The organism is Pantoea sp. B65 (assembly GCF_047308185.1).
Classification (GTDB): domain Bacteria; phylum Pseudomonadota; class Gammaproteobacteria; order Enterobacterales; family Enterobacteriaceae; genus Erwinia.
In genome coordinates, this window is the sequence record NZ_JAHXPU010000044.1 from 226,197 (window position 1) to 246,784 (window position 20,588).

Below are 20,588 nucleotides of genomic sequence, written 5' to 3' on the forward strand. Positions count from 1 at the left end.
GTGAGAGGGTTATTTTTACTTCTAACTTACTGATAACATTTCACAATAAAAGAAAAAGCCTTATGTAAACATAAGGCTTTTCAGATTTTACTGAGCGCTTATCCACAGGATAAGCGCCGGAGTCACTGATTACTGACCTTTAACTTCTGACAGGCCGTTGAATGGCGCACGGCTGCCCAGCGCTTCTTCAATACGAATCAGCTGGTTGTACTTAGCAACACGGTCAGAACGGCTCATAGAACCGGTTTTGATCTGGCCAGCTGCAGTACCTACCGCCAGGTCAGCGATAGTGGCATCTTCGGTTTCGCCTGAACGGTGAGAGATAACCGCAGTGTAGCCAGCATCTTTCGCCATTTTGATCGCAGCCAGAGTTTCGGTCAGAGAACCGATCTGGTTGAATTTGATCAGGATGGAGTTAGCGATACCTTTGTCGATACCTTCTTTCAGGATCTTGGTGTTGGTAACGAACAGGTCGTCGCCAACCAGCTGGATTTTGTCGCCCAGAACTTTAGTCTGGTAAGCAAAGCCCGCCCAGTCAGATTCATCCAGACCGTCTTCGATAGAAACGATTGGATACTGTTTGGTCAGGTCTTCCAGGAAGTGGGTGAACTCTTCTGAAGTGAAGGCTTTGTTGCCTTCGCCAGCCAGAACGTACTTACCGTCTTTGTAGAATTCAGACGCAGCACAGTCCATCGCCAGGGTGATGTCTTTACCCAGTTCGTAGCCCGCTGCTTTTACCGCTTCAGCGATAACAGCCAGTGCTTCGGCGTTAGAACCCAGGTTAGGCGCATAGCCGCCTTCGTCACCAACCGCAGTACCCATACCTTTAGATTTCAGTACTTTTGCCAGGGTATGGAACACTTCAGAACCCATACGAATGGCTTCTTTCAGCGTTTTCGCGCCGACTGGCTGAATCATGAATTCCTGGATGTCGACGTTGTTGTCGGCATGCTCGCCACCGTTGATGATGTTCATCATTGGCAGTGGCATAGAGTATTTACCCGGAGTACCGTTCAGTTCAGCGATGTGCTCATACAGCGGCATACCTTTAGCGGCAGCGGCAGCTTTAGCAGCAGCCAGAGACACGGCCAGAATGGCGTTAGCACCGAATTTAGATTTGTTTTCAGTGCCATCGAGTTCGATCATGATCTTATCGATGTTTGCCTGGTCTTTCGCATCTTTGCCTTTAACCGCATCAGCGATTGGGCCATTTACTGCTGCAACGGCTTTAGTTACGCCTTTGCCCAGGAAACGAGATTTGTCACCGTCACGCAGTTCCAGCGCTTCACGAGAGCCGGTAGAAGCCCCTGATGGCGCAGCAGCCATACCAACAAAGCCGCCTTCCAGGTGAACTTCAGCTTCAACAGTCGGGTTTCCACGAGAGTCGATGATTTCGCGACCGATGACTTTAACGATTTTGGACATTAGATTTTCCTCAGTACAAGTTAAGCTAAGTAAGCTAAGACTCAGACAAACAACGCACTTCCCTTCATCTTTCCGGCTGCGGCGCTAGTGGCTGCAACCCGAAATGTTTTACGATGCAAAAGCGCGCTGTTCGATTATTTCGCCAAACGCTTCTGGTACTCGCTTGCGGCTTTAACAAAGCCGGCAAACAACGGGTGCCCGTCACGAGGTGTTGAGGTAAATTCCGGATGGAACTGACACGCAACAAACCATGGATGGGTCGGGAGCTCAATGATCTCGACCAACTGGTCATCCCCGGAGCGACCCGCCACACGTAATCCAGCAGCTTCGATTTGCTTCAACAACATATTGTTCACTTCATAGCGATGACGATGACGTTCAACAATGGTGTCAGAACCATACATCTGACGCACCAGGCTGTTTTCCATCAACTGGCACTGCTGACTACCAAGGCGCATGGTGCCGCCCAGATCGCTCTGTTCAGAGCGTACTTCAACATTGCCTTCTTCATCACGCCATTCGGTGATTAACGCAACTACCGGATATTTACAGTCTGGCACAAATTCAGTGGAGTTAGCCCCTTCCATGCCTGCGACGTTGCGGGCGAACTCCATCAGTGCCACCTGCATACCTAAGCAGATACCGAGGTAAGGTACGTTGTTTTCGCGCGCATACCTGGCGGTCATCAACTTACCTTCCACACCGCGATAACCAAAACCGCCTGGGATCAGGATAGCGTCCAAATCTTTCAGTAATTCGACACCACGGGTTTCAACATCCTGCGAGTCGATTAGCTTAATGTTCACCGTAACGCGGTTCTTCAGGCCACCATGCTTCAGTGCTTCAATCACTGATTTGTAGGCATCCGGCAGTTCGACATATTTGCCGACCATACCGATCGTTACTTCGCCGCCCGGATTAGCTTCTTCATAAATCACCTGCTCCCATTCGGAGAGGTTGGCTTCCGGCGCGCTCAAGCTGAATCGTTTACAAATATAATCGTCAAGGCCCTGTGATTTCAACATGCCTGGAATTTTATAGATAGAATCAACGTCTTTCAGAGAAATTACCGCTTTCTCCGGTACGTTACAGAACAGAGCGATTTTCGCCCGTTCGTTGGCCGGAACCGCACGATCGGAACGGCAAATCAGTACGTCTGGCTGAATACCAATCGACAGCAACTCTTTAACGGAGTGCTGGGTCGGCTTGGTTTTAACTTCGCCCGCTGCCGCCATGTACGGCACCAGCGTCAGATGCATATACAGTGTATGCTCACGGCCAACATCAACCGCCATCTGGCGAATCGCTTCGAGGAACGGCAGTGATTCGATATCACCCACGGTACCGCCGATTTCCACCAGCACCACGTCGTGGCCTTCACCACCCGCGATAATGCGCTCTTTGATGGCGTTAGTGATATGCGGGATCACCTGAATGGTGGCGCCGAGATAATCACCGCGGCGCTCTTTGCGCAGCACTTCGGAGTAGATACGACCGGTGGTAAAGTTATTGCGGCGTGTCATCCGGGTACGGATAAAACGCTCGTAGTGACCTAAATCCAGATCGGTTTCAGCACCGTCATCGGTAACAAAGACTTCACCGTGCTGTGTAGGGCTCATCGTACCTGGATCCACGTTGATATACGGGTCCAGCTTCATGATGGTCACGTTAAGACCACGAGCTTCGAGGATAGCTGCCAGGGAGGCTGCGGCAATGCCTTTGCCCAGAGAGGATACGACCCCGCCGGTCACAAAAATATAATTCGTTGTCATGCTGAACCTGAGAGTTTAGGTTTAAAGACGATGGAATAACCAGGACGGGAAAACAGTATACCCGAAACCCCCTGACCCGACAATTGATCCTTTCCGGTTGTGTGCGCGCCAACGTATTTATCGGCTAAATTAGCCGACAAACCCGTGAGCCAGATTGATTTTGGTCATAAGAACAGAGGATATTTTTATTTTGCTGAATCGAATCAAGCGATAATTTGGTCGGCTATTCGCGCCCTTTCACCTGCTGCCAGGCGGCTTCCATCTGTTCAAGAGTAGCCTCCCCGATTGCCAGCCCCTGTGCGGCGATAATCTGTTCAACCTGACGGAAACGACGTTCAAATTTGCGGTTGGCTTTCTGCAATGCGGTTTCGGCTTTTTTACCCAGATGACGCGACAGGTTCACCGTGGCAAACAGCAGATCGCCGATCTCCTCTTCCAGCTTATCTTCGTCCACCACCGCCTGCTGCGCTTCGTCCATCACTTCATCAATCTCTTCGTAGACTTTTGCCAGCACGGGCCCGAGCGAGTTCCAGTCAAAACCAACGGCGCTACAGCGTTTCTGAATTTTATCTGCCTTCATTAAGGCTGGCAGCGCATCAGGGATATCATCCAGCGCCGAGTGCTGCTGTTTTCCGGCGCGCTCCGCCGATTTGGTCCGCTCCCAGATCCCCCGCCGCTGTTCGCTGTTCGCCACGGTTGCATCGCCAAAGATATGGGGATGGCGTCGCTCCATTTTGTCGCTGATGGCATGACAGATATCATCAAAGTTGAAGCGCCCTTCTTCACTGGCCATCTGGGCGTAAAACACGATCTGAAACAGCAGATCGCCAAGTTCATCGCGCAGATCGCTGAAGTCCTCACGCTGAATAGCGTCAAGCACTTCATAGGTCTCTTCAAGAGTGTAGGGGGCGATAGTGGCGTAGCTTTGCTGGCGATCCCAGCTGCAACCGTTCTGCGGATCGCGCAGGGTTTTCATGATGCCCAGCAGGCGATCGAGAGCGTTCATGCAATTCCTTGAGGATAAATGAGTTTGGCAGCGGAGCCGGCAATGGCCCCGCGGGTTATGTCACCAGATAGCGTGCCGGGACGGCATTTATACCGTCCGCAACATCAGTGCAATCGCCTGGCGTCAATAATATCCGGCACCTGATTCAGTCGCGCCAGCACCCGGCCCAGCACCTGCTGATTATAGATTTCGATGTCCATATCGATGGTTGCCAGCTGCTTTTTGGTGTCGCTCCTGCTGGAGACACCCAGCACATTGACCTTCTCATTCGCCAGAATGGTGGTGATATCGCGCAGCAATCCGCTGCGATCGTTGGCGGTAACCCGCACCACCAGCGAATAACCGCTGGAATAGCTTTCGCCCCATACCGCCTCGACAATACGTTCCGGCGCATGGGAGGTCAGCTCCGCCAGCTGATCGCAGTCGGCGCGGTGGATAGAAATACCACGTCCCTGAGTGATAAAACCGATAATCTCGTCGCCGGGGATCGGCTGACAGCAGCGGGCAATGTGATGCATCAGATTACCGACGCCTTCCACCACCACCCGGCCGCTCTCTTTACTGCGCGGGCTGCTGGTTTGGGTTTTTTGCGTCAGCTGGCGCAGCGCCTTGCGATCTTCCTCTTCGGCGCTGGGTTTATTCAGCTTCGACTGCAGGAAGTTGCTCATCTGGTTAAGGCGAATATCACCGCCGCCAATCGCCGCCAGCAGTTCATCCATGCTGTTGACGTTATAACGCGGCAACAGCAGTTTCTCCGCCTCTTTCTGGCTAATATCCAGATGATCCAGCTCGCTATCGAGGATCTGGCGACCGGCAATAATATTCTTGTCACGATCCTGTTTACGGAACCAGGCGTGTATTTTCGAGCGTCCACGGCTGGTCGTCACATAACCGAGGTTAGGATTCAGCCAGTCGCGACTCGGATTTGGCTGTTTCTGGGTGATAATATCGATCTGATCGCCCATCTGCAGCTGATAGGTAAAGGGCACAATGCGGCCGCCAATCTTGGCGCCGATGCAGCGATGACCGATATCACTGTGAATATGGTAGGCGAAGTCGAGCGGCGTCGATCCGGCAGGCAGATCGACCACATCCCCTTTCGGCGTAAACACATAGACGCGATCGTCAAATACCTGGCTGCGCACTTCATCCAGCATCTCGCCGGAATCCGCCATCTCTTCCTGCCAGGTAATCAGTTTACGTAACCAGGCGATACGTTCTTCATGCCCGGAAGCGCCGCGAGCCTGGCTGACGCCCGGCCCCTCTTTGTACTTCCAGTGCGCCGCCACACCCAGCTCGGCATCTTCATGCATCTGGCGGGTACGGATCTGAATTTCGACGGTTTTGCCCTGCGGCCCTAACACCACGGTGTGAATCGACTGATAGCCATTCGGCTTCGGATTGGCTACATAGTCATCGAATTCGCTTGGCAAATGGCGATACAGGGTATGCACGGTACCCAGCGCGCCATAGCAATCCTGCAAACGCTCGGCGACAATCCGCACCGCGCGCACGTCAAACAGCTCATCGAACGCCAGCGATTTTTTCTGCATCTTGCGCCAGATACTGTAGATATGTTTCGGCCGGCCATAGACCTCAGCTTTAACGCCCTCTTTCGCCATCTCTTTGCGCAGGTTATCGACGAAGCTGTCAATATACTGTTCACGATCGATGCGCCGCTCGTGCAGCAATTTGGCAATGCGTTTGTATTCATCCGGATGCAGATAACGGAAGCAGAAATCCTCCAGCTCCCATTTCAGCTGACCAATGCCGAGACGGTTCGCCAGCGGCGCATAGATATTGGTACACTCTTTGGCCGCCAGTACGCGTTCATCTTCCGGCGCATCTTTCACTTCGCGCAGGTGCGCAATCCGCTCCGCCAGCTTAATGACCACGCAGCGGAAATCTTCCACCATCGCCAGCAACATGCGGCGGACGTTATCCACCTGCTCCGACGCCATCGAGTCGTTATGAATCGCTTTCAGCTGGCGAATGGCATCCATATCGCGCACTCCGTGCACCAGCGAAACGATGCCTTTACCAAAGGTCTCTTCCAGCGTCTCTTCCGACACCACGTCTGCGTTCGCCAGCGGAAATAACAGCGCGCTGCGCAGGCTGTCATTGTCCATGCTCAGCATGGTCAGGATTTCCACCATCTCGATACCGCGCCACAACAGCAGCGCCTGATCGGGATGATTTTTGGTGGCGGCTTCACAATAGCGCCAGGTGTCGGCCAGTCGTTCACATGACTGCTGGTTAGAGATCCCCAAACTGGTGATCCATTGGTCGAGAGCAAACTCGCCAGCCGTATTCAAATGTGCACTTCTTACCGCAACCATATCCTCTCCTGGCAAAGCCCCCGCGCGGGTAGCTAATCCCCCGGGGTTAAGTTTTGCTAAATAGCACCATGGACTCAAGATGACCGGTATGTGGGAACATATCGAGCATCGCGACCCTTTCCAATTGGTAGCCGGATGTCAGTAACGCCTGACTATCACGGGCAAGTGTAGTCGGATTACAGGAAACATAGACAACGCGTTGTGGCGCAAGTTTGATAATATGTTGCATCACACCCGCCGCCCCCGCGCGCGCGGGATCCAGTAACACTTTAGTAAATCCCTGCGCCGCCCATGGCTGGCGCGTGACATCTTCTTCCAGATTATGCTGAAAAAATGTCACATTTTTCAGGTTATTCAGTTGCGCATTATACGCGCCCTTAGCAACTAATGCTGCAACACCTTCCACACCTGTGACATTTTGTACCAACTTTGCCAGCGGCAATGTGAAGTTGCCCATACCACAAAACAGGTCAAGCACCCGATCATCACCTTGCAGATCCAGCCAGTTTAGCGCCTGCGCCACCATTTGCTGATTTACCTGGTCATTAACCTGAATAAAATCACGCGGGCTGAAAGTCAGTTTTAAACTATCCGTCTGATAAAAAGGCATATCACCACTGACCTGCTCCAGACTGTCACTCTCCGCGACAAGAAACAGCGCTACCTGATGCTTATGCGAAAACTGTTCCAGTTTGTGCCGATCGGCGGCAGCCAGGCGGTCAAGGTGGCGTAAAACCAGTAGTGGGCCGTTATCCGCCAGCACCAGCTCCAGATGACCGAGACGCCGCACCGCCTGCAAACTGCTCAGGCAGGCATGCAGCGGCGCGATCAGCGCATTAAGTTCGGGCTTCAAAATGGGGCATTGCCTGATATTGACCAGTTCGTTGCTTCCCGCCTGACGAAAACCCATCTGCAGCGTCTGACTCTTCGCCAGATAATTCAGCCCCAGCCGCGCGCGACGGCGGTAACCATAAGCACTGCCGCTGATAATTTCATCCACCGCGACTTCACGCCCGCTTTCCCGCGTTAACATACGCGCCAGCGCGGCGGCTTTACTTTGCTGCTGTAACGCCAGCGCGGCATGCTGCTGCTGGCAACCGCCGCACTGACTGAAATGCGCGCACTCCGGCTGCACGCGCTGGGCGCTCGGGGTTAAGATGCGCAGCGCCTTGCCGCGGGCAAACTGGCGTTTGTCTTCGCTGATCTCCACCTCAACCTGCTCACCTGGCAGCGCACCGCTGATAAATAGCGCCTTACCATGGTGGCGTGCCACCCCCTGGCCAAAGGGATCGAGGTCATGAACAGTGACAGTAATCGTCTGGCGGGTCGTCACGCGCCGTTTTGCAGAGTAGAATTGCGCCATTATTAAATTTAAGTCTCTGAATTCGTAGATACGGCGTGCGGGTAGTACCGGCGTACCCGCAGCTACGGCGTAGAATTATGTATAGCCCGGGTCACTGGATTTGCAGCAAGGGAACGCATCCCGATCGGCTGAGTGGACGCCGCTAACGCAATTGCAAGTTCAATGACCGGGGCCATTGTCGCATATTGGAAATCCATGACCAAATACAGCCTGCGGGCGCGAATGATGATTTTAATACTGGCACCGACGCTGCTGATCGGTCTGCTGCTCAGTACCTTTTTTGTCGTTCATCGCTATAACGAACTGCAGCGCCAGCTGGTGGACGCCGGTGCCAATATTATCGAACCGCTGGCGGTTGCCAGTGAATACGGCATGACATTCCATAGCCGTGAATCGGTACGTCAGCTGGTTAGTCTGCTGCACCGGCGTCACTCGGAGATTGTACGCGCCATTACCGTATTTGATGATAACAACCAGCTGTTTGTGACTTCAAATTACCAGCTTAATCAGGAGATGTTGCGCGTCGCCAACGGCGAACAGCTGCCGACCTCCATCGCCATTGAACGCCGCGGCGATAGTATGATCCTGCGTACGCCGATTGTCTCCGAAAGTTACTATCCTGATGAGTCGCCCGGGCGCAATGCCAAACCCACCGGCAATCCGCTGGGCTATGTGGCGATCGAACTGGATCTGCAATCGGTGCGGTTACAGCAGTACAAAGAGGTGTTTATCTCCACCCTGCTGCTGCTGTTTTGCCTGTGTATCGCTATGCTGTTTGCCTACCGTCTGATGCGTGATGTTACCGGGCCGATTCGCAATATGGTCAGCACCGTCGACCGCATCCGCCGCGGCCAGCTCGACAGCCGGGTGGAAGGCTATATGCTCGGCGAGCTGGATGTGCTGAAAAATGGTATCAACTCGATGGCGATGTCGCTGACCGCCTATCACGAAGAGATGCAACAGAATATCGATCAGGCCACCTCCGATCTGCGCGAAACCCTTGAACAGATGGAAATACAGAACGTCGAGCTGGATTTAGCCAAAAAACGCGCTCAGGAAGCGGCGCGGATTAAATCAGAGTTCCTCGCCAATATGTCGCACGAACTGCGTACGCCGTTAAATGGCGTAATTGGTTTTACCCGCCAGACGCTAAAAACGCCGCTGAACGCCACGCAGCGCGACTATATGCACACCATTGAGCGCTCGGCCAATAACCTGCTCAGCATCATCAACGACGTTCTCGACTTTTCCAAACTGGAAGCCGGCAAACTGGTGCTGGAAACCATCCCGTTCCCGCTGCGCGCCACCCTGGATGAGACCGTGGTACTGCTGGCGCAGGCGGCCCATGAGAAAGGGCTGGAGCTGACGATTAATATCCAGAGCGATGTCGCCGATAACGTGATTGGCGATCCGCTGCGTTTGCAGCAGATCGTCACCAATTTGCTGGGTAATGCCATCAAGTTTACCGAGCGCGGCAATATCGATATCCGCATTGAAAAACGCACCCAGGGAAACAACAAAGTTGAACTGGAGGTGCAGGTGCATGACACCGGCATTGGCATTTCGGAGAAGCAGCAGTCACAGCTATTCCAGGCGTTTCGTCAGGCGGACGCCAGTATTTCGCGGCGCCATGGCGGCACCGGCTTAGGGCTGGTGATTACGCAAAAACTGGTAAAAGAGATGGGCGGCGATATCTCTTTCCACAGCCGCCTTAACCATGGTTCCACCTTCTGGTTCCACGTTAACCTTGAGCTGAACCCGAATGCGGCCAGCGACCCGCGCGCGCTTGATTGCCTGCAGGGTAAACGGCTGGCGTATGTTGAGGCTAACCCGGCGGCGGCACAGGCCACGCTGGATATGCTGAGCGCCACGCCGATGAATATCAGTTACAGCACCGCCATCAGCGAACTGAGCGAAGATCACTATGATGTGCTGGTAATGGGGATCCCGGTGATGCAGCGCCAGAATCAGGATATTTCCGATGAATTGCTCACTCCGTTACTGGAGCGTGCCGACTGTCTGATTATGGCGCTCCCCTGCCAGATGCAGGTTTACGCGGAAGAGCTGAAGGCGCGCGGCGTAGACGGCTGCATTATTAAACCGGTATCCATGACCCGCCTGATGCCGGTGCTGCAGGATCTGCTGGCGCGTAAATTATATGACCTGCCGGCGCGCACCCGTCTGCCGCTGACCGTGATGGCGGTGGATGATAACCCGGCCAACCTGAAGCTGATCGGGGCGCTACTGGAAGAGCAGGTTGACCATATCGTACTGTGCGACAGCGGCGAGAAGTCGATTCAACAGGCGCGCGCGCAAAAGCTGGATATTATCCTGATGGACATTCAGATGCCGGAAATCGACGGCATCCGCGCCAGTGAAATGATTCGCGAACTGCCGCAACATATTAATACCCCGATTGTGGCGGTCACCGCCCATGCGATTGATGGTGAACGCGAACGGTTAATTAAGGCCGGGATGAATGATTATCTGGCCAAACCGATTGATGAGGTGAAGCTCAGCCATCTGCTGGCGCGCTATTCTCCAGGCATTCAGCCGGAAGTGACCGAGGTATTGCAACCGGTGTCGCCATCCCTCGACTGGCCGCTGGCACTACGCCAGGCGGCGAATAAAACCGATCTGGCGCGCGATTTGCTGCAGATGCTGATCGATTTTCTGCCGGAAGTGCGGGAAAAGGTGGAGCACAGCCTGAGCAATAATCAGAACCTCGGCCTGCGCGATATGATTCATAAGCTGCACGGTAGCGCCAGCTACAGCGGCGTGCCGCGCCTGAAGCAGTTGTGTCAGCAGCTGGAACATCATCTGCGGCTCGATAGCGGGATCGCCGATATCGAGCCGGAACTGCTGGAGCTGCTGGATGAAATGGACAATGTCGCCAGAATGGCGACCGCGGTATTACGTCAGCAGTAACGCCGGCAGCAGGCGCGCTGCTCAGCGCCAGTCGGGATTTTTCATTACCGAATAGCGGCCGCCGCCAAGGAACAGCAGTACCAGCGACATCAGCACATAGAAGGCAATGCTCTCGATTGCCCAGGCGCCGACGGCGTCGAGCTGGAAGGTTTTATCTACCGCCGCCAGTAACCAGGCGACCACCATCGTGCCAATAATCACCAGCGCGGCAGGACGGCAGAGAATGCCGAGGATAATCATCACCGGCGCGACAACTTCGCCGATCAACACGCCATAACCGATAAAACCGGGCAGGCCATGGGCGGTCAGCATGCCCTGAATACCGGCGGTGCCAACCATAAGCTTATGCCAGCCATGGAAAAACAGTAAGCCGCCAAGGGATAAACGCAGCAGGAGTTTAGCCAGTTCAGCATGGTTAACCCGCTGATTAAAAGCGGAAAGCAGGGAAGTTATCATCATATTATCTCGCACCAGAGTTGTGGTTTTATATTACCTTTCCTGATGTTTGCGCATACGACAATCAGCCGAATATTTGTTCGATATCAATAAAGCCGGCCGTCAGCTGCAACAGCAGGTGGCGGGAATGATCCCGCCGGTGCGTTTAAGCGGTCCTGAACTGTGTTTAATCAACAAAACTACGGCCAATCGCCATACTGGCGGCGATATTCCGCGCCGTCATCCGCACATTGGCAGCGGCATTATCCAGCGCCTCTTCCAGCGTACAGATACTGTAGATCACACTAAATACTGCATCGATGCCGTGCTGATGAACCACACCGACATCTTCGGTCAGACTACCGGCAATACCGATCACCGGTTTGTTGTAGCGCTTCGCCACCTGCGCCACGCCAATCGGCACTTTGCCGTGAATGGTCTGGCTGTCGATGCGCCCTTCACCGGTAATCACCAGCGTGGCGTCTTTCACCAGCGCATCCAGCCCCAGCGCTTCGGTGACAATCTCAATACCGCGACGCAATTCGGCATGGCAAAACGCATGTAATGCCGCCCCCATCCCGCCCGCGGCTCCGCCGCCGGACACATGCAGCACATCAATATCCAGATCGCGCTGAATGATCTGCGCATAGTGCGCCAGCGCCTGATCCAGCTGGATCACCAGCTCCGGCGTCGCCCCTTTCTGCGGACCGAAAATGGCCGATGCGCCTTCGTCACCGGTCAACGGATTGGTGACGTCGCAGGCAACTTCAAAACGACACTGCCCGATACGACCATCCAGTTGGCTGATATCAATGCTGGCAAGATCATTTAAACTGCCGCCGCCATAACCAATTTGCCGGCCCTGGTTATCCAGCAAACGCGCGCCAAGCGCCTGGACCATGCCGGCACCGCCATCATTGGTGGCGCTGCCGCCGATGCCGATAATAAAATGTTTTACCCCGTTATCCAGTGCGTTGCGGATCAGTTCTCCGGTGCCCCATGAGGTAGTGATAAGCGGATCGCGCTGCGCCGCCGGCACCAGCTCTAAACCGCTGGCTGCCGCCATTTCGATAAACGCACAGCTCTCATCACCGGAAAGACCGTAGAATGCTTCAACTTGCTTACCCAGCGGGCCAGTCACGTTTAGCCTGACGATCTTTCCCTGTGTCGCCGCCACCATCGCTTCAACCGTACCTTCGCCGCCATCCGCAACGGGCAGTTTGACGTACTGCGCATCGGGGAAGATGTCACGGAACCCCGCTTCAATCTCCGTCGCGACCTGTAAGGCGGATAAACTCTCTTTGTATGAATCCGGTGCGATTACTATTTTCATAGATATTCCGAACGCTGTTTAGCTGGCCGAAAGAAAGCAAACTTTTCGGCGCCATTCAGACGCCGAAGGGTCCTGTTATCTGGAAATCTCAACCTTCGCCAATTTTTCATAATAGCAGGCCAGCGCACTATGATCGGCGGTGCCCATACCATCAGCCTTCAGCGCCTGCATCATCTCCATCACCGCCGCCGTCAGCGGCAGTTGCGCGCCAACGCCATGTGAGGTATCCAGCGCGTTAGCCAGATCTTTAATATGCAGATCGATGCGGAAACCCGGTTTAAAGTTGCGATCCATCACCATCGGCGCTTTGGCTTCCAGCACCGTACTACCGGCCAGCCCGCCACGGATCGCCTGAAACACCAGATCCGGATTCACGCCAGCTTTAGTCGCCAGCGTCAGCGCTTCAGACATCGCGGCAATATTCAGCGCCACAATCACCTGATTCGCCAGCTTGGTGACGTTACCCGCGCCAATATCACCAGTATGGACCACGGAACCGGCCATCGCTTTCATAATGTCGTAGTGCTTATCGAACAGCGCTTTATCGCCGCCGACCATCACCGATAGCGTGCCTTCGATAGCTTTCGGCTCGCCGCCGCTCACCGGCGCATCCAACAGGCCGATATTTTTCTTCGCCAGCTCGGCATGGATCTCGCGGCTGGCCAGCGGCGCGATGGAGCTCATATCGATGACCACGGTACCTGGCTTCGCGCCGTCAATAATACCGTCCTCGCCCAGTACTACCTGCTTCACCTGCGGCGAGTTCGGCAGCATGGTGATAATCACGTCGCACTGTTCCGCTACCGCTTTGGCGCTTGGCGCGGCGATAGCCCCGGCATTCACCAGCTCAGCCTGGCTTTCGACGTTATTATCGCGTACAACCAGGCTATAACCCGCTTTCAGCAGGTTTTTACTCATCGGTTTGCCCATAATGCCAAGGCCAATAAATCCAATTTTCATCACGCTTCTCCCCTTAACCTTTGTCAGTTATTTTTTAAAACGGTCACACAGCGCCTGAGTTGCGCCACGAAATACGCCTAAATCACTACCTACCGCCACAAAGCCCGCGCCCCACTCCAGGTAACGCCGCGCATCCGCTTCTACCGGGGCAAGAATGCCGCTGGCTTTGCCGGCCGCCTTAGCTCGCTCAAAAACATACTTGATCACTTTCAGCACTTCCGGATGCGACGGCTGGCCGAGATAACCCAGGGCCGCGGAGAGATCGCCCGGGCCGACAAAAATACCGTCCACGCCGTCGACTGCGGCAATGGCATCAATATTGTCGACGCTCAGCTGGGTCTCGATTTGTACCAGTACACTGATGTTGTCGTTGATGGTGGCGTTATAGTCCGGCAGGGTGCCGTACATATTGCTGCGATGAGATACCGAAACGCCGCGAATACCAGCCGGTGGATAACGTGTCGATGCCACGGCGCGCAGCGCTTCTTCTGCGGTTTCGACGAACGGGATGAGAAAATTATAAAAACCGATATCCAGCAGACGCTTGATAATCACCGGTTCATTGGTCGGCGGCCGCACTACTGGCGCGCTGACGCTGCCTTTTAGCGCCATCAGCTGCGGCACAAAAGTGGTGATGTCATTGGGTGCGTGTTCGCCATCCAGCAACAACCAGTCAAAACCAGCCAGTCCCAACACCTCGGTGGTCACCGGGTTGGCCAGCCCGCACCAGCTGCCAATCAGTGTTTCACCACTCAGCAGACGCTGACGAAAACGGTTAGGATAATTTGTATTGCTCATAGTGACTCCTGTGAATGTGGCTTCACGCGGTGCATAAAGCCAGATGGTTTAGCGCACCAGGCAAGGACGTTTATTATCGAAACGCCAGTCCGGCACCAGGAACTGCATCGCCTGCGCATCATCGCGGGCACCAAGACCATGTTTCTGATACAAAGCGTGGGCATTCATCACCTGATCCATATCCAGTTCGACGCCCAGACCCGGCTGCTGTGGCACCTGCACCATACCGCCTTTAATTTGTAATGGTTCCCTGGTGAGGCGCTGATTGCCCTCCTGCCAGATCCAGTGGGTATCAATGGCGGTAATCTTGCCCGGCGCCGCAGCCGCCACATGGGTAAACATCGCCAGCGAAATATCAAAGTGGTTATTAGAGTGCGAGCCCCAGGTAAGACCAAAGTCGTTACACATCTGCGCGACGCGCACTGAGCCCTGCATGGTCCAGAAGTGTGGATCCGCCAGCGGAATATCCACCGACTGCAGCGACAGGGTATGGCCCATCTGGCGCCAGTCGGTGGCAATCATATTGGTCGCGGTTGGCAAACCGGTGGCGCGGCGGAATTCCGCCATCACTTCGCGTCCGGAATAGCCCTGTTCCGCGCCGCACGGATCTTCAGCATAGGCCAGTACGCCTTTCAGCTGCCTGCCAAGGCCAATCGCTTCATTCAGCGACCAGGCGCCATTAGGATCAAGGGTGATACGCGCCTGAGGGAAACGTTTTGCCAGTGCGGTGACGGCTTCCGCTTCTTCGCTGCCCGCCAGTACGCCGCCCTTTAGTTTGAAATCATTAAAGCCATATTTTTCATACGCGGCTTCCGCCAGACGCACCACCGCCTGCGGGCTGAGTGCTTCCTCGTGACGCAGGCGATACCAGTCGCACGGCTCATCGCTCTGGCTCTGATACGCCAGCGAGGTCTTGCGGCGATCGCCGATATAGAACAGATAGCCAAGCATCTCTACGCGATCGCGTTGCTGACCATCGCCCAGCAGGCTGGCGACATTAACGCCAAGATGCTTGCCCAGCAGGTCGAGCAGTGCCGCTTCAATGCCGGTCACCACATGGATGGTGGTACGCAGGTCGAAGGTCTGGTTGCCGCGGCCACTGGCGTCACGGTCGGCAAAGGTCTGCCGCACCAGGCTCAACAGGTTCTTGTATTCGCCAATGCTTTTGCCGGTCAGTAGTGCCGCCGCTTCTTCCAGCGTATTGCGGATTTTCTCGCCGCCAGGGATCTCACCCACCCCGGTATTACCGGAGTTATCTTTAATAATGACGATATTGCGGGTAAAAAATGGCGCATGGGCGCCGCTGAGATTCAGCAGCATACTGTCGTGCCCGGCGACCGGGATCACCTGCAGTGATTTGATAATGGGTGTCGCACTTTGTTGACTCATGATAATTATCCTTGTAAATCAGCCGATTTAACGTCCAAACACCGGACGTTTACGATCAAATTTCCAGCCTGGAATCAGATACTGCATGGCGGCCGCATCGTTGCGCGAGCCGGCAGGTAGCGTTTTATAGAGCGCATGCGCCTGCTCCAGCCGCTGCCAGTCCAGTTCAATGCCTAATCCTGGTTTATCCGGTACGGCAATCTTGCCGTTGCGGATCTGCAGGGGTTCTTTGGTCAGGCGCTGATCGCCCTCCTGCCAGATCCAGTGGGTATCAATGGCGGTGGGTTTACCCGGGGCCGCCGCGCCGACATGGGTAAACATCGCCAGCGAGATATCGAAATGGTTATTGGAGTGACAGCCCCAGGTGAGGCCCCAGTCATCACACAGCTGCGCCACGCGCACTGCGCCACTTAAGGTCCAGAAGTGCGGATCGGCCAGCGGAATATCCACCGCATTTAGCATCACCGCATGGTTCATCTCACGCCAGTTAGTGGCAATCATATTGGTGGCTACCGGTAAACCGGTGGCGCGACGGAACTCCGCCATCACTTCACGCCCTGAGTAGCCCTGTTCAGCGCCGCAGGGATCTTCCGCGTAGGTCAGGATCCCCTGCATTCCTTTACACAGCCCGATAGCTTCATCCAGCAGCCAGGCGCCGTTCGGGTCAACGGTGATCCGCGCCGCGGGGAAACGCTGTTTCAGCGCTTTAACCGCGTCGATCTCCTGTTCACCCGGCAGCACGCCGCCTTTTAATTTGAAATCTTTAAACCCGTATTTGTCCTGCGCCGCTTCCGCCAGACGCACCACCGCCGCGCTGTCCATCGCCGCCTGATGGCGCAACCGATACCAGTCGTGGCTGGCGTTTTCGCCACGCAGATACGGCAAGTCGGTTTTTTCACGGTCGCCGATATAGAACAGATAGCCGAGCACCGTCACTTCATCACGCTGTTTGCCCGGCCCCAGCAGTTCCGCCACCGGGACATTCAGGCACTGACCGAGCAGATCCAGCAGCGCCGCTTCCAGTGCCGCCACCGCATTAACCCGCAGTTCAAACGTCCAGGCGCCCTTACCAAAGGTATCAAAGTCCGCGGACTGGTTACCCTGATGCACCTGCTGCACCAGTCGGTTCATCCGCGCGACTTCATGCCCTTTTACCTGATCAATGGCCTCCACCAGCGTCTGATAAATCACTTCGCCCCCCGGCGCTTCACCAACGCCGGTGTGGCCGGCGCTGTCGGTCAGCACCACGATATTGCGGGTAAAGTGGGCGCCATGGGCGCCGCCGATATTCAGTAGCATGCTGTCATAACCAGCCACCGGAATAACTTTCATCTCGGTGATCACCGGGGTACTTTGCGTGTTCATGCTTACTCCTGATCCTTAAGCTTAGGCTTTCACTTTCAGTTCAATACGTTTGATATCACCGACCAGCACCAGATAACTCAGTACCGCGACAAAAGCATGGATACCGACGTAAATCAGCGCTCCGTTATAGGAACCGGAGGTGGCGATGATGTAGCCAATCGCAATCGGGGTGACAATACCGGAGACGTTACCAAACATATTGAACAGGCCGCCGCTGAGACCACTAATCTCTTTCGGCGCGGTATCCGCCATCACCGCCCAGCCCAGCGCACCGATGCCCTTACCGAAGAATGCCAGCGCCATAAAGAACACAATCACCCATTCGGTATCGACGTAGTTACATACCACCATCGAAATCGATAACAACATGCCGAGTACAATCGGTGTCTTACGGGCAATATTCAGCGAACCGGTTTTACGCATCAGCCAGTCGGAGATCACCCCGCCCAATACGCCGCCAAGGAAGCCGCAGATCGCGGGGATCGAGGCGATAAAACCGGCTTTCAGAATTGACATGCCGCGAGCCTGTACCAGATAGACCGGGAACCAGGTGATAAAGAAGTAGGTTAAAGCGTTAATGCAGTACTGGCCGAGGTAGATACCGAGCATCATGCGTGAAGTGACCAGCTGCTTGATCTGCGACATCTTTTCATTCCAGCTGACTTTGTGCGTCTGTTTCTTCTGATCCATATTGATCAGCGCGCCACCCTGCGCCATATATTCCAGTTCGGCCTGATTAACGCCAGGATGGTCATTGGGATCGTGGATCGCTTTCAGCCAGACAAAGCTGAGGATGATACCGAGACCGCCCATAAACCAGAACACATGCGCCCAGCCGACTTCGGAGGTTAGCCAGCCCATAATCGGCGCGAAAATCACCGTGGCGAAGTATTGCGCCGAGTTAAAGATCGCGACCGCCGTACCACGCTCCTGCGCCGGGAACCAGGCCGCCACAATGCGACTGTTGCCAGGGAAGGATGGCGCTTCGGCCAGACCGACCATAAAACGCAGTGCAAACAGCGCGGCAACGATGCCGAATCCGCTGAACAGGTCGACAAAACCCTGCAACAGGGTGAACAGCGACCAGATAAAGATGCTCCAGAAGTAGACGCGTTTCGAACCGAACCGGTCCAGCAACCAGCCTCCGGGGATCTGGCCGATAACATACGCCCAGGAGAATGCAGAGAAGATATAGCCCATACCGACCGGATCCAGCCCGATATCTTTTGCCATTGCAGAACCGGCAATAGAGATCGTGGCACGGTCGCCATAGTTAAATGAAGTGACGATAAATAACATCACCACTATCCAATAGCGCGCGTTAGTTCTTTTCTGTACTGCGCTCGCGGCCTGGCTGACAGAATTCATGATGCACTCCTGAAATAGAGCGGTTAGCTACTTCCATTCTGAACGGCAGACACCTGATGTTGGCTATCAGAATGACGTTGGGTTAAACACTGCGACTGAATGATTAGCAAATACTTTGATGACGTAGCGTGGCGAATAACCTAACTTTTCAACACTGGCATCAGTATAAGAAGCCGGCCCGGGCGGCACACCAGCACATTGCATGACATTCAGGGTGTTTTAAGCTGTTTTTTATGGCGTATGCACAGAACACTGCGTGGCGGCTCACGGAATTGGTTTTTTCACGCCGAAATGGCGCACACTGCCGTTTAACGGCTTTTTGTTTGTGAGCACCTTCTCTTGCCTTTGGCGTTTTGCACGAAACAAAGGGGGAATCGCTGCTTAAACAGCGACATTTGCATAGTGTCGCCGGCAACCCGGCAACATATACTTTTACTCAGCAAATAGATTTGATGTCGTAGTGATGTAGCGTTTACTGGAATCCTGTCCCGGCAGATATAATCAGGACATTAGAGCAATGAATAATATAACCGATGAAGTCCCACTTTATATTAAAGTGCACGAAACGGATAACGTAGCAATTGTAGTCAATAATAACGGCCTGCCTGCAGGCACTACATTTAGCTGCGGTTTACAATTAATTGAGCATGTTCCCCAGGGACATAAAGTTGCGTTAAATAATATCGCCAGCGGTGGCAATATTATTCGTTACGGTGAAGTGATTGGTTATGCGCTGCGCGATATTGCGCGTGGCAGCTGGATTGATGAGTCACTGGTGGCGTTGCCCGAAGCTCCGCCGCTGGCCAGCCTGCCTCTGGCTAATCGCGTCCCTGAACCACTGCCGCCGCTGGAAGGATACAGCTTCCTTGGCTATCGCAACGCCGATGGCAGCGTCGGCACGCGTAATTTGTTGGGTATCACCACCAGCGTGCACTGTGTGGCGGGGGTGGTCGACTATGTGGTCAATATTATCGAGCGCGAACTGCTGCCACGTTATCCGAATGTTGATGGCGTGGTGGCGCTTAATCACCTGTATGGCTGCGGCGTGGCGATTAATGCGCCGGCGGCGGTGGTCCCGATCCGCACTATCCATAACCTGGCGCTGAACGCTAATTTCGGCGGCGAAGTGATGGTGGTGAGTCTCGGCTGTGAAAAACTGCAGCCGGAAAAACTGCTGACCGGCACCGATGATGTGCAGACCATCTCGCTCGACGATCACGATATCGTTCGTCTGCAGGATGAAAAGCTGGTCGGTTTTCAGGCGATGGTGCAGGAAATTTTACAGGTTGCCGAACGCCATTTGCAGCGGCTTAATCAGCGTCAGCGCGAAGAGTGTCCGGCATCAGAGCTGATTGTCGGCATGCAGTGCGGCGGCAGTGACGCCTTTTCCGGCGTGACCGCCAACCCGGCGGTCGGCTTTGCTTCCGATCTGCTGGTACGCTGCGGCGCAACAGTGATGTTTTCCGAAGTGACCGAAGTGCGCGACGCCATTCATCTGCTCACTCCGCGCGTGATTAATCAGGCGGTAGGCAAAAGGTTGCTGGAGGAGATGGCGTGGTATGACGACTATCTCAATCAGGGGAAAACCGACCGCAGCGCCAATCCGTCACCGGGCAATAAGAAAGGCGGACTGGCGAATGTGGTGGAAAAAGCGCTGGGGTCAATCGCCAAGTCAGGACGCAGCCCGATTGTCGAAGTACTGTCACCCGGTCAGCGCCCCACCAGACGCGGACTGATCTACGCCGCGACGCCAGCCAGTGATTTTGTCTGCGGCACGCAGCAGCTGGCTTCCGGTATTACGCTGCAGGTATTTACCACCGGGCGCGGCACCCCTTACGGGCTGGCGGCAATTCCGGTAATAAAAATGGCAACGCGTAACGCGCTGGCAGAACGCTGGCACGATTTAATGGATATCAACGCCGGGACTATCGCCACCGGCGAAGAGACCATTGAACAAGTGGGCTGGCGACTGTTTGAGCTGATTCTGGATATTGCCAGCGGCAGAAAACAGACCTGGTCCGATCGCTGGGGCATCCGCAATGCGCTGGCGGTATTTAACCCGGCGCCGATTACCTGAGAAACAACGACAGCCGTCAATGACGCCCCC

Annotated in this window: 14 protein-coding genes; 2 read left to right on the top strand and 12 right to left on the bottom strand. The window is 54.7% G+C overall.

What is annotated here, in order from left to right:
- Positions 1–129: 129 nt before the first annotated feature.
- The 5 genes from eno to rlmD form a co-directional block, all read right to left on the bottom strand.
- On the bottom strand, positions 130–1,425 hold the full coding sequence (eno, locus tag JWF83_RS23630; RefSeq protein WP_413652946.1) for a phosphopyruvate hydratase: 1,296 nt from the start codon (positions 1,423–1,425) through the stop codon (positions 130–132).
- A gap of 134 nt (positions 1,426–1,559) precedes the next feature.
- On the bottom strand, positions 1,560–3,197 hold the full coding sequence (gene pyrG, locus JWF83_RS23635) for a glutamine hydrolyzing CTP synthase (RefSeq protein ID WP_413652947.1): 1,638 nt from the start codon (positions 3,195–3,197) through the stop codon (positions 1,560–1,562).
- Between the two features lie 223 nt (positions 3,198–3,420).
- The gene (gene mazG, locus JWF83_RS23640) at positions 3,421–4,203 is read right to left on the bottom strand and encodes a nucleoside triphosphate pyrophosphohydrolase (RefSeq protein WP_413652948.1); all 783 of its coding nucleotides are present in this window, start codon (positions 4,201–4,203) and stop codon (positions 3,421–3,423) included.
- 104 nt (positions 4,204–4,307) lie between these two features.
- Entirely contained in the window at positions 4,308–6,542 is a 2,235-nt protein-coding gene (gene relA, locus JWF83_RS23645; RefSeq protein WP_413652949.1) for a GTP diphosphokinase, read from the bottom strand.
- Between the two features lie 46 nt (positions 6,543–6,588).
- Complete coding sequence (gene rlmD / locus JWF83_RS23650; RefSeq protein ID WP_413652950.1) at positions 6,589–7,905, bottom strand: 23S rRNA (uracil(1939)-C(5))-methyltransferase RlmD; 1,317 nt, start codon at positions 7,903–7,905, stop codon at positions 6,589–6,591.
- A 195-nt stretch (positions 7,906–8,100) separates the two neighbouring features.
- Here rlmD and barA point away from each other — a divergent pair, with 195 nt between their 5' ends.
- Complete coding sequence (gene barA, locus JWF83_RS23655) at positions 8,101–10,833, top strand: two-component sensor histidine kinase BarA (protein WP_413652951.1); 2,733 nt, start codon at positions 8,101–8,103, stop codon at positions 10,831–10,833.
- A 21-nt stretch (positions 10,834–10,854) separates the two neighbouring features.
- Here the strand turns inward: barA and JWF83_RS23660 are convergent, their stop codons facing one another.
- The 7 genes from JWF83_RS23660 to JWF83_RS23690 form a co-directional block, all read right to left on the bottom strand.
- Complete coding sequence (locus JWF83_RS23660; RefSeq protein ID WP_413653045.1) at positions 10,855–11,289, bottom strand: DoxX family protein; 435 nt, start codon at positions 11,287–11,289, stop codon at positions 10,855–10,857.
- Between the two features lie 166 nt (positions 11,290–11,455).
- Positions 11,456–12,601 carry a glycerate kinase gene (locus JWF83_RS23665; RefSeq protein WP_413652952.1) on the bottom strand — a complete coding sequence of 382 codons (1,146 nt, stop codon included), beginning with the start codon at positions 12,599–12,601 and terminating at the stop codon, positions 11,456–11,458.
- 75 nt (positions 12,602–12,676) lie between these two features.
- Positions 12,677–13,561, bottom strand: a complete 885-nt coding sequence (garR, locus tag JWF83_RS23670) for a 2-hydroxy-3-oxopropionate reductase (RefSeq protein ID WP_413652953.1) — start codon at positions 13,559–13,561, stop codon at positions 12,677–12,679.
- Between the two features lie 27 nt (positions 13,562–13,588).
- Positions 13,589–14,359 (bottom strand): 2-dehydro-3-deoxyglucarate aldolase, encoded by a 771-nt coding sequence (garL, locus tag JWF83_RS23675; RefSeq protein ID WP_413652954.1) that lies wholly within the window; start codon positions 14,357–14,359, stop codon positions 13,589–13,591.
- A gap of 48 nt (positions 14,360–14,407) precedes the next feature.
- On the bottom strand, positions 14,408–15,748 hold the full coding sequence (gene gudD / locus JWF83_RS23680) for a glucarate dehydratase (RefSeq protein ID WP_413652955.1): 1,341 nt from the start codon (positions 15,746–15,748) through the stop codon (positions 14,408–14,410).
- A gap of 27 nt (positions 15,749–15,775) precedes the next feature.
- Positions 15,776–17,113, bottom strand: coding sequence for an enolase C-terminal domain-like protein (locus tag JWF83_RS23685; protein ID WP_413652956.1), 1,338 nt, complete (start codon positions 17,111–17,113; stop codon positions 15,776–15,778).
- A gap of 21 nt (positions 17,114–17,134) precedes the next feature.
- Complete coding sequence (locus JWF83_RS23690) at positions 17,135–18,481, bottom strand: MFS transporter (protein ID WP_413652957.1); 1,347 nt, start codon at positions 18,479–18,481, stop codon at positions 17,135–17,137.
- A 517-nt stretch (positions 18,482–18,998) separates the two neighbouring features.
- On the opposite strand from JWF83_RS23690, the gene garD reads away from it, so the two are divergent.
- Complete coding sequence (garD, locus tag JWF83_RS23695) at positions 18,999–20,558, top strand: galactarate dehydratase (protein WP_413652958.1); 1,560 nt, start codon at positions 18,999–19,001, stop codon at positions 20,556–20,558.
- Positions 20,559–20,588: the final 30 nt, after the last annotated feature.

Bases quoted from the DNA above. Each gene is read 5' to 3' on its own strand.
- eno (WP_413652946.1), bottom strand. From the start codon at position 1,425: ATGTCCAAAATCGTTAAAGTCATCGGTCGCGAAATCATCGACTCTCGT.
- pyrG (WP_413652947.1), bottom strand. From the start codon at position 3,197: ATGACAACGAATTATATTTTTGTGACCGGCGGGGTCGTATCCTCTCTG.
- mazG (WP_413652948.1), bottom strand. From the start codon at position 4,203: ATGAACGCTCTCGATCGCCTGCTGGGCATCATGAAAACCCTGCGCGAT.
- relA (WP_413652949.1), bottom strand. From the start codon at position 6,542: ATGGTTGCGGTAAGAAGTGCACATTTGAATACGGCTGGCGAGTTTGCT.
- rlmD (WP_413652950.1), bottom strand. From the start codon at position 7,905: ATGGCGCAATTCTACTCTGCAAAACGGCGCGTGACGACCCGCCAGACG.
- barA (WP_413652951.1), top strand. From the start codon at position 8,101: ATGACCAAATACAGCCTGCGGGCGCGAATGATGATTTTAATACTGGCA.
- JWF83_RS23660 (WP_413653045.1), bottom strand. From the start codon at position 11,289: ATGATAACTTCCCTGCTTTCCGCTTTTAATCAGCGGGTTAACCATGCT.
- JWF83_RS23665 (WP_413652952.1), bottom strand. From the start codon at position 12,601: ATGAAAATAGTAATCGCACCGGATTCATACAAAGAGAGTTTATCCGCC.
- garR (WP_413652953.1), bottom strand. From the start codon at position 13,561: ATGAAAATTGGATTTATTGGCCTTGGCATTATGGGCAAACCGATGAGT.
- garL (WP_413652954.1), bottom strand. From the start codon at position 14,359: ATGAGCAATACAAATTATCCTAACCGTTTTCGTCAGCGTCTGCTGAGT.
- gudD (WP_413652955.1), bottom strand. From the start codon at position 15,748: ATGAGTCAACAAAGTGCGACACCCATTATCAAATCACTGCAGGTGATC.
- JWF83_RS23685 (WP_413652956.1), bottom strand. From the start codon at position 17,113: ATGAACACGCAAAGTACCCCGGTGATCACCGAGATGAAAGTTATTCCG.
- JWF83_RS23690 (WP_413652957.1), bottom strand. From the start codon at position 18,481: ATGAATTCTGTCAGCCAGGCCGCGAGCGCAGTACAGAAAAGAACTAAC.
- garD (WP_413652958.1), top strand. From the start codon at position 18,999: ATGAATAATATAACCGATGAAGTCCCACTTTATATTAAAGTGCACGAA.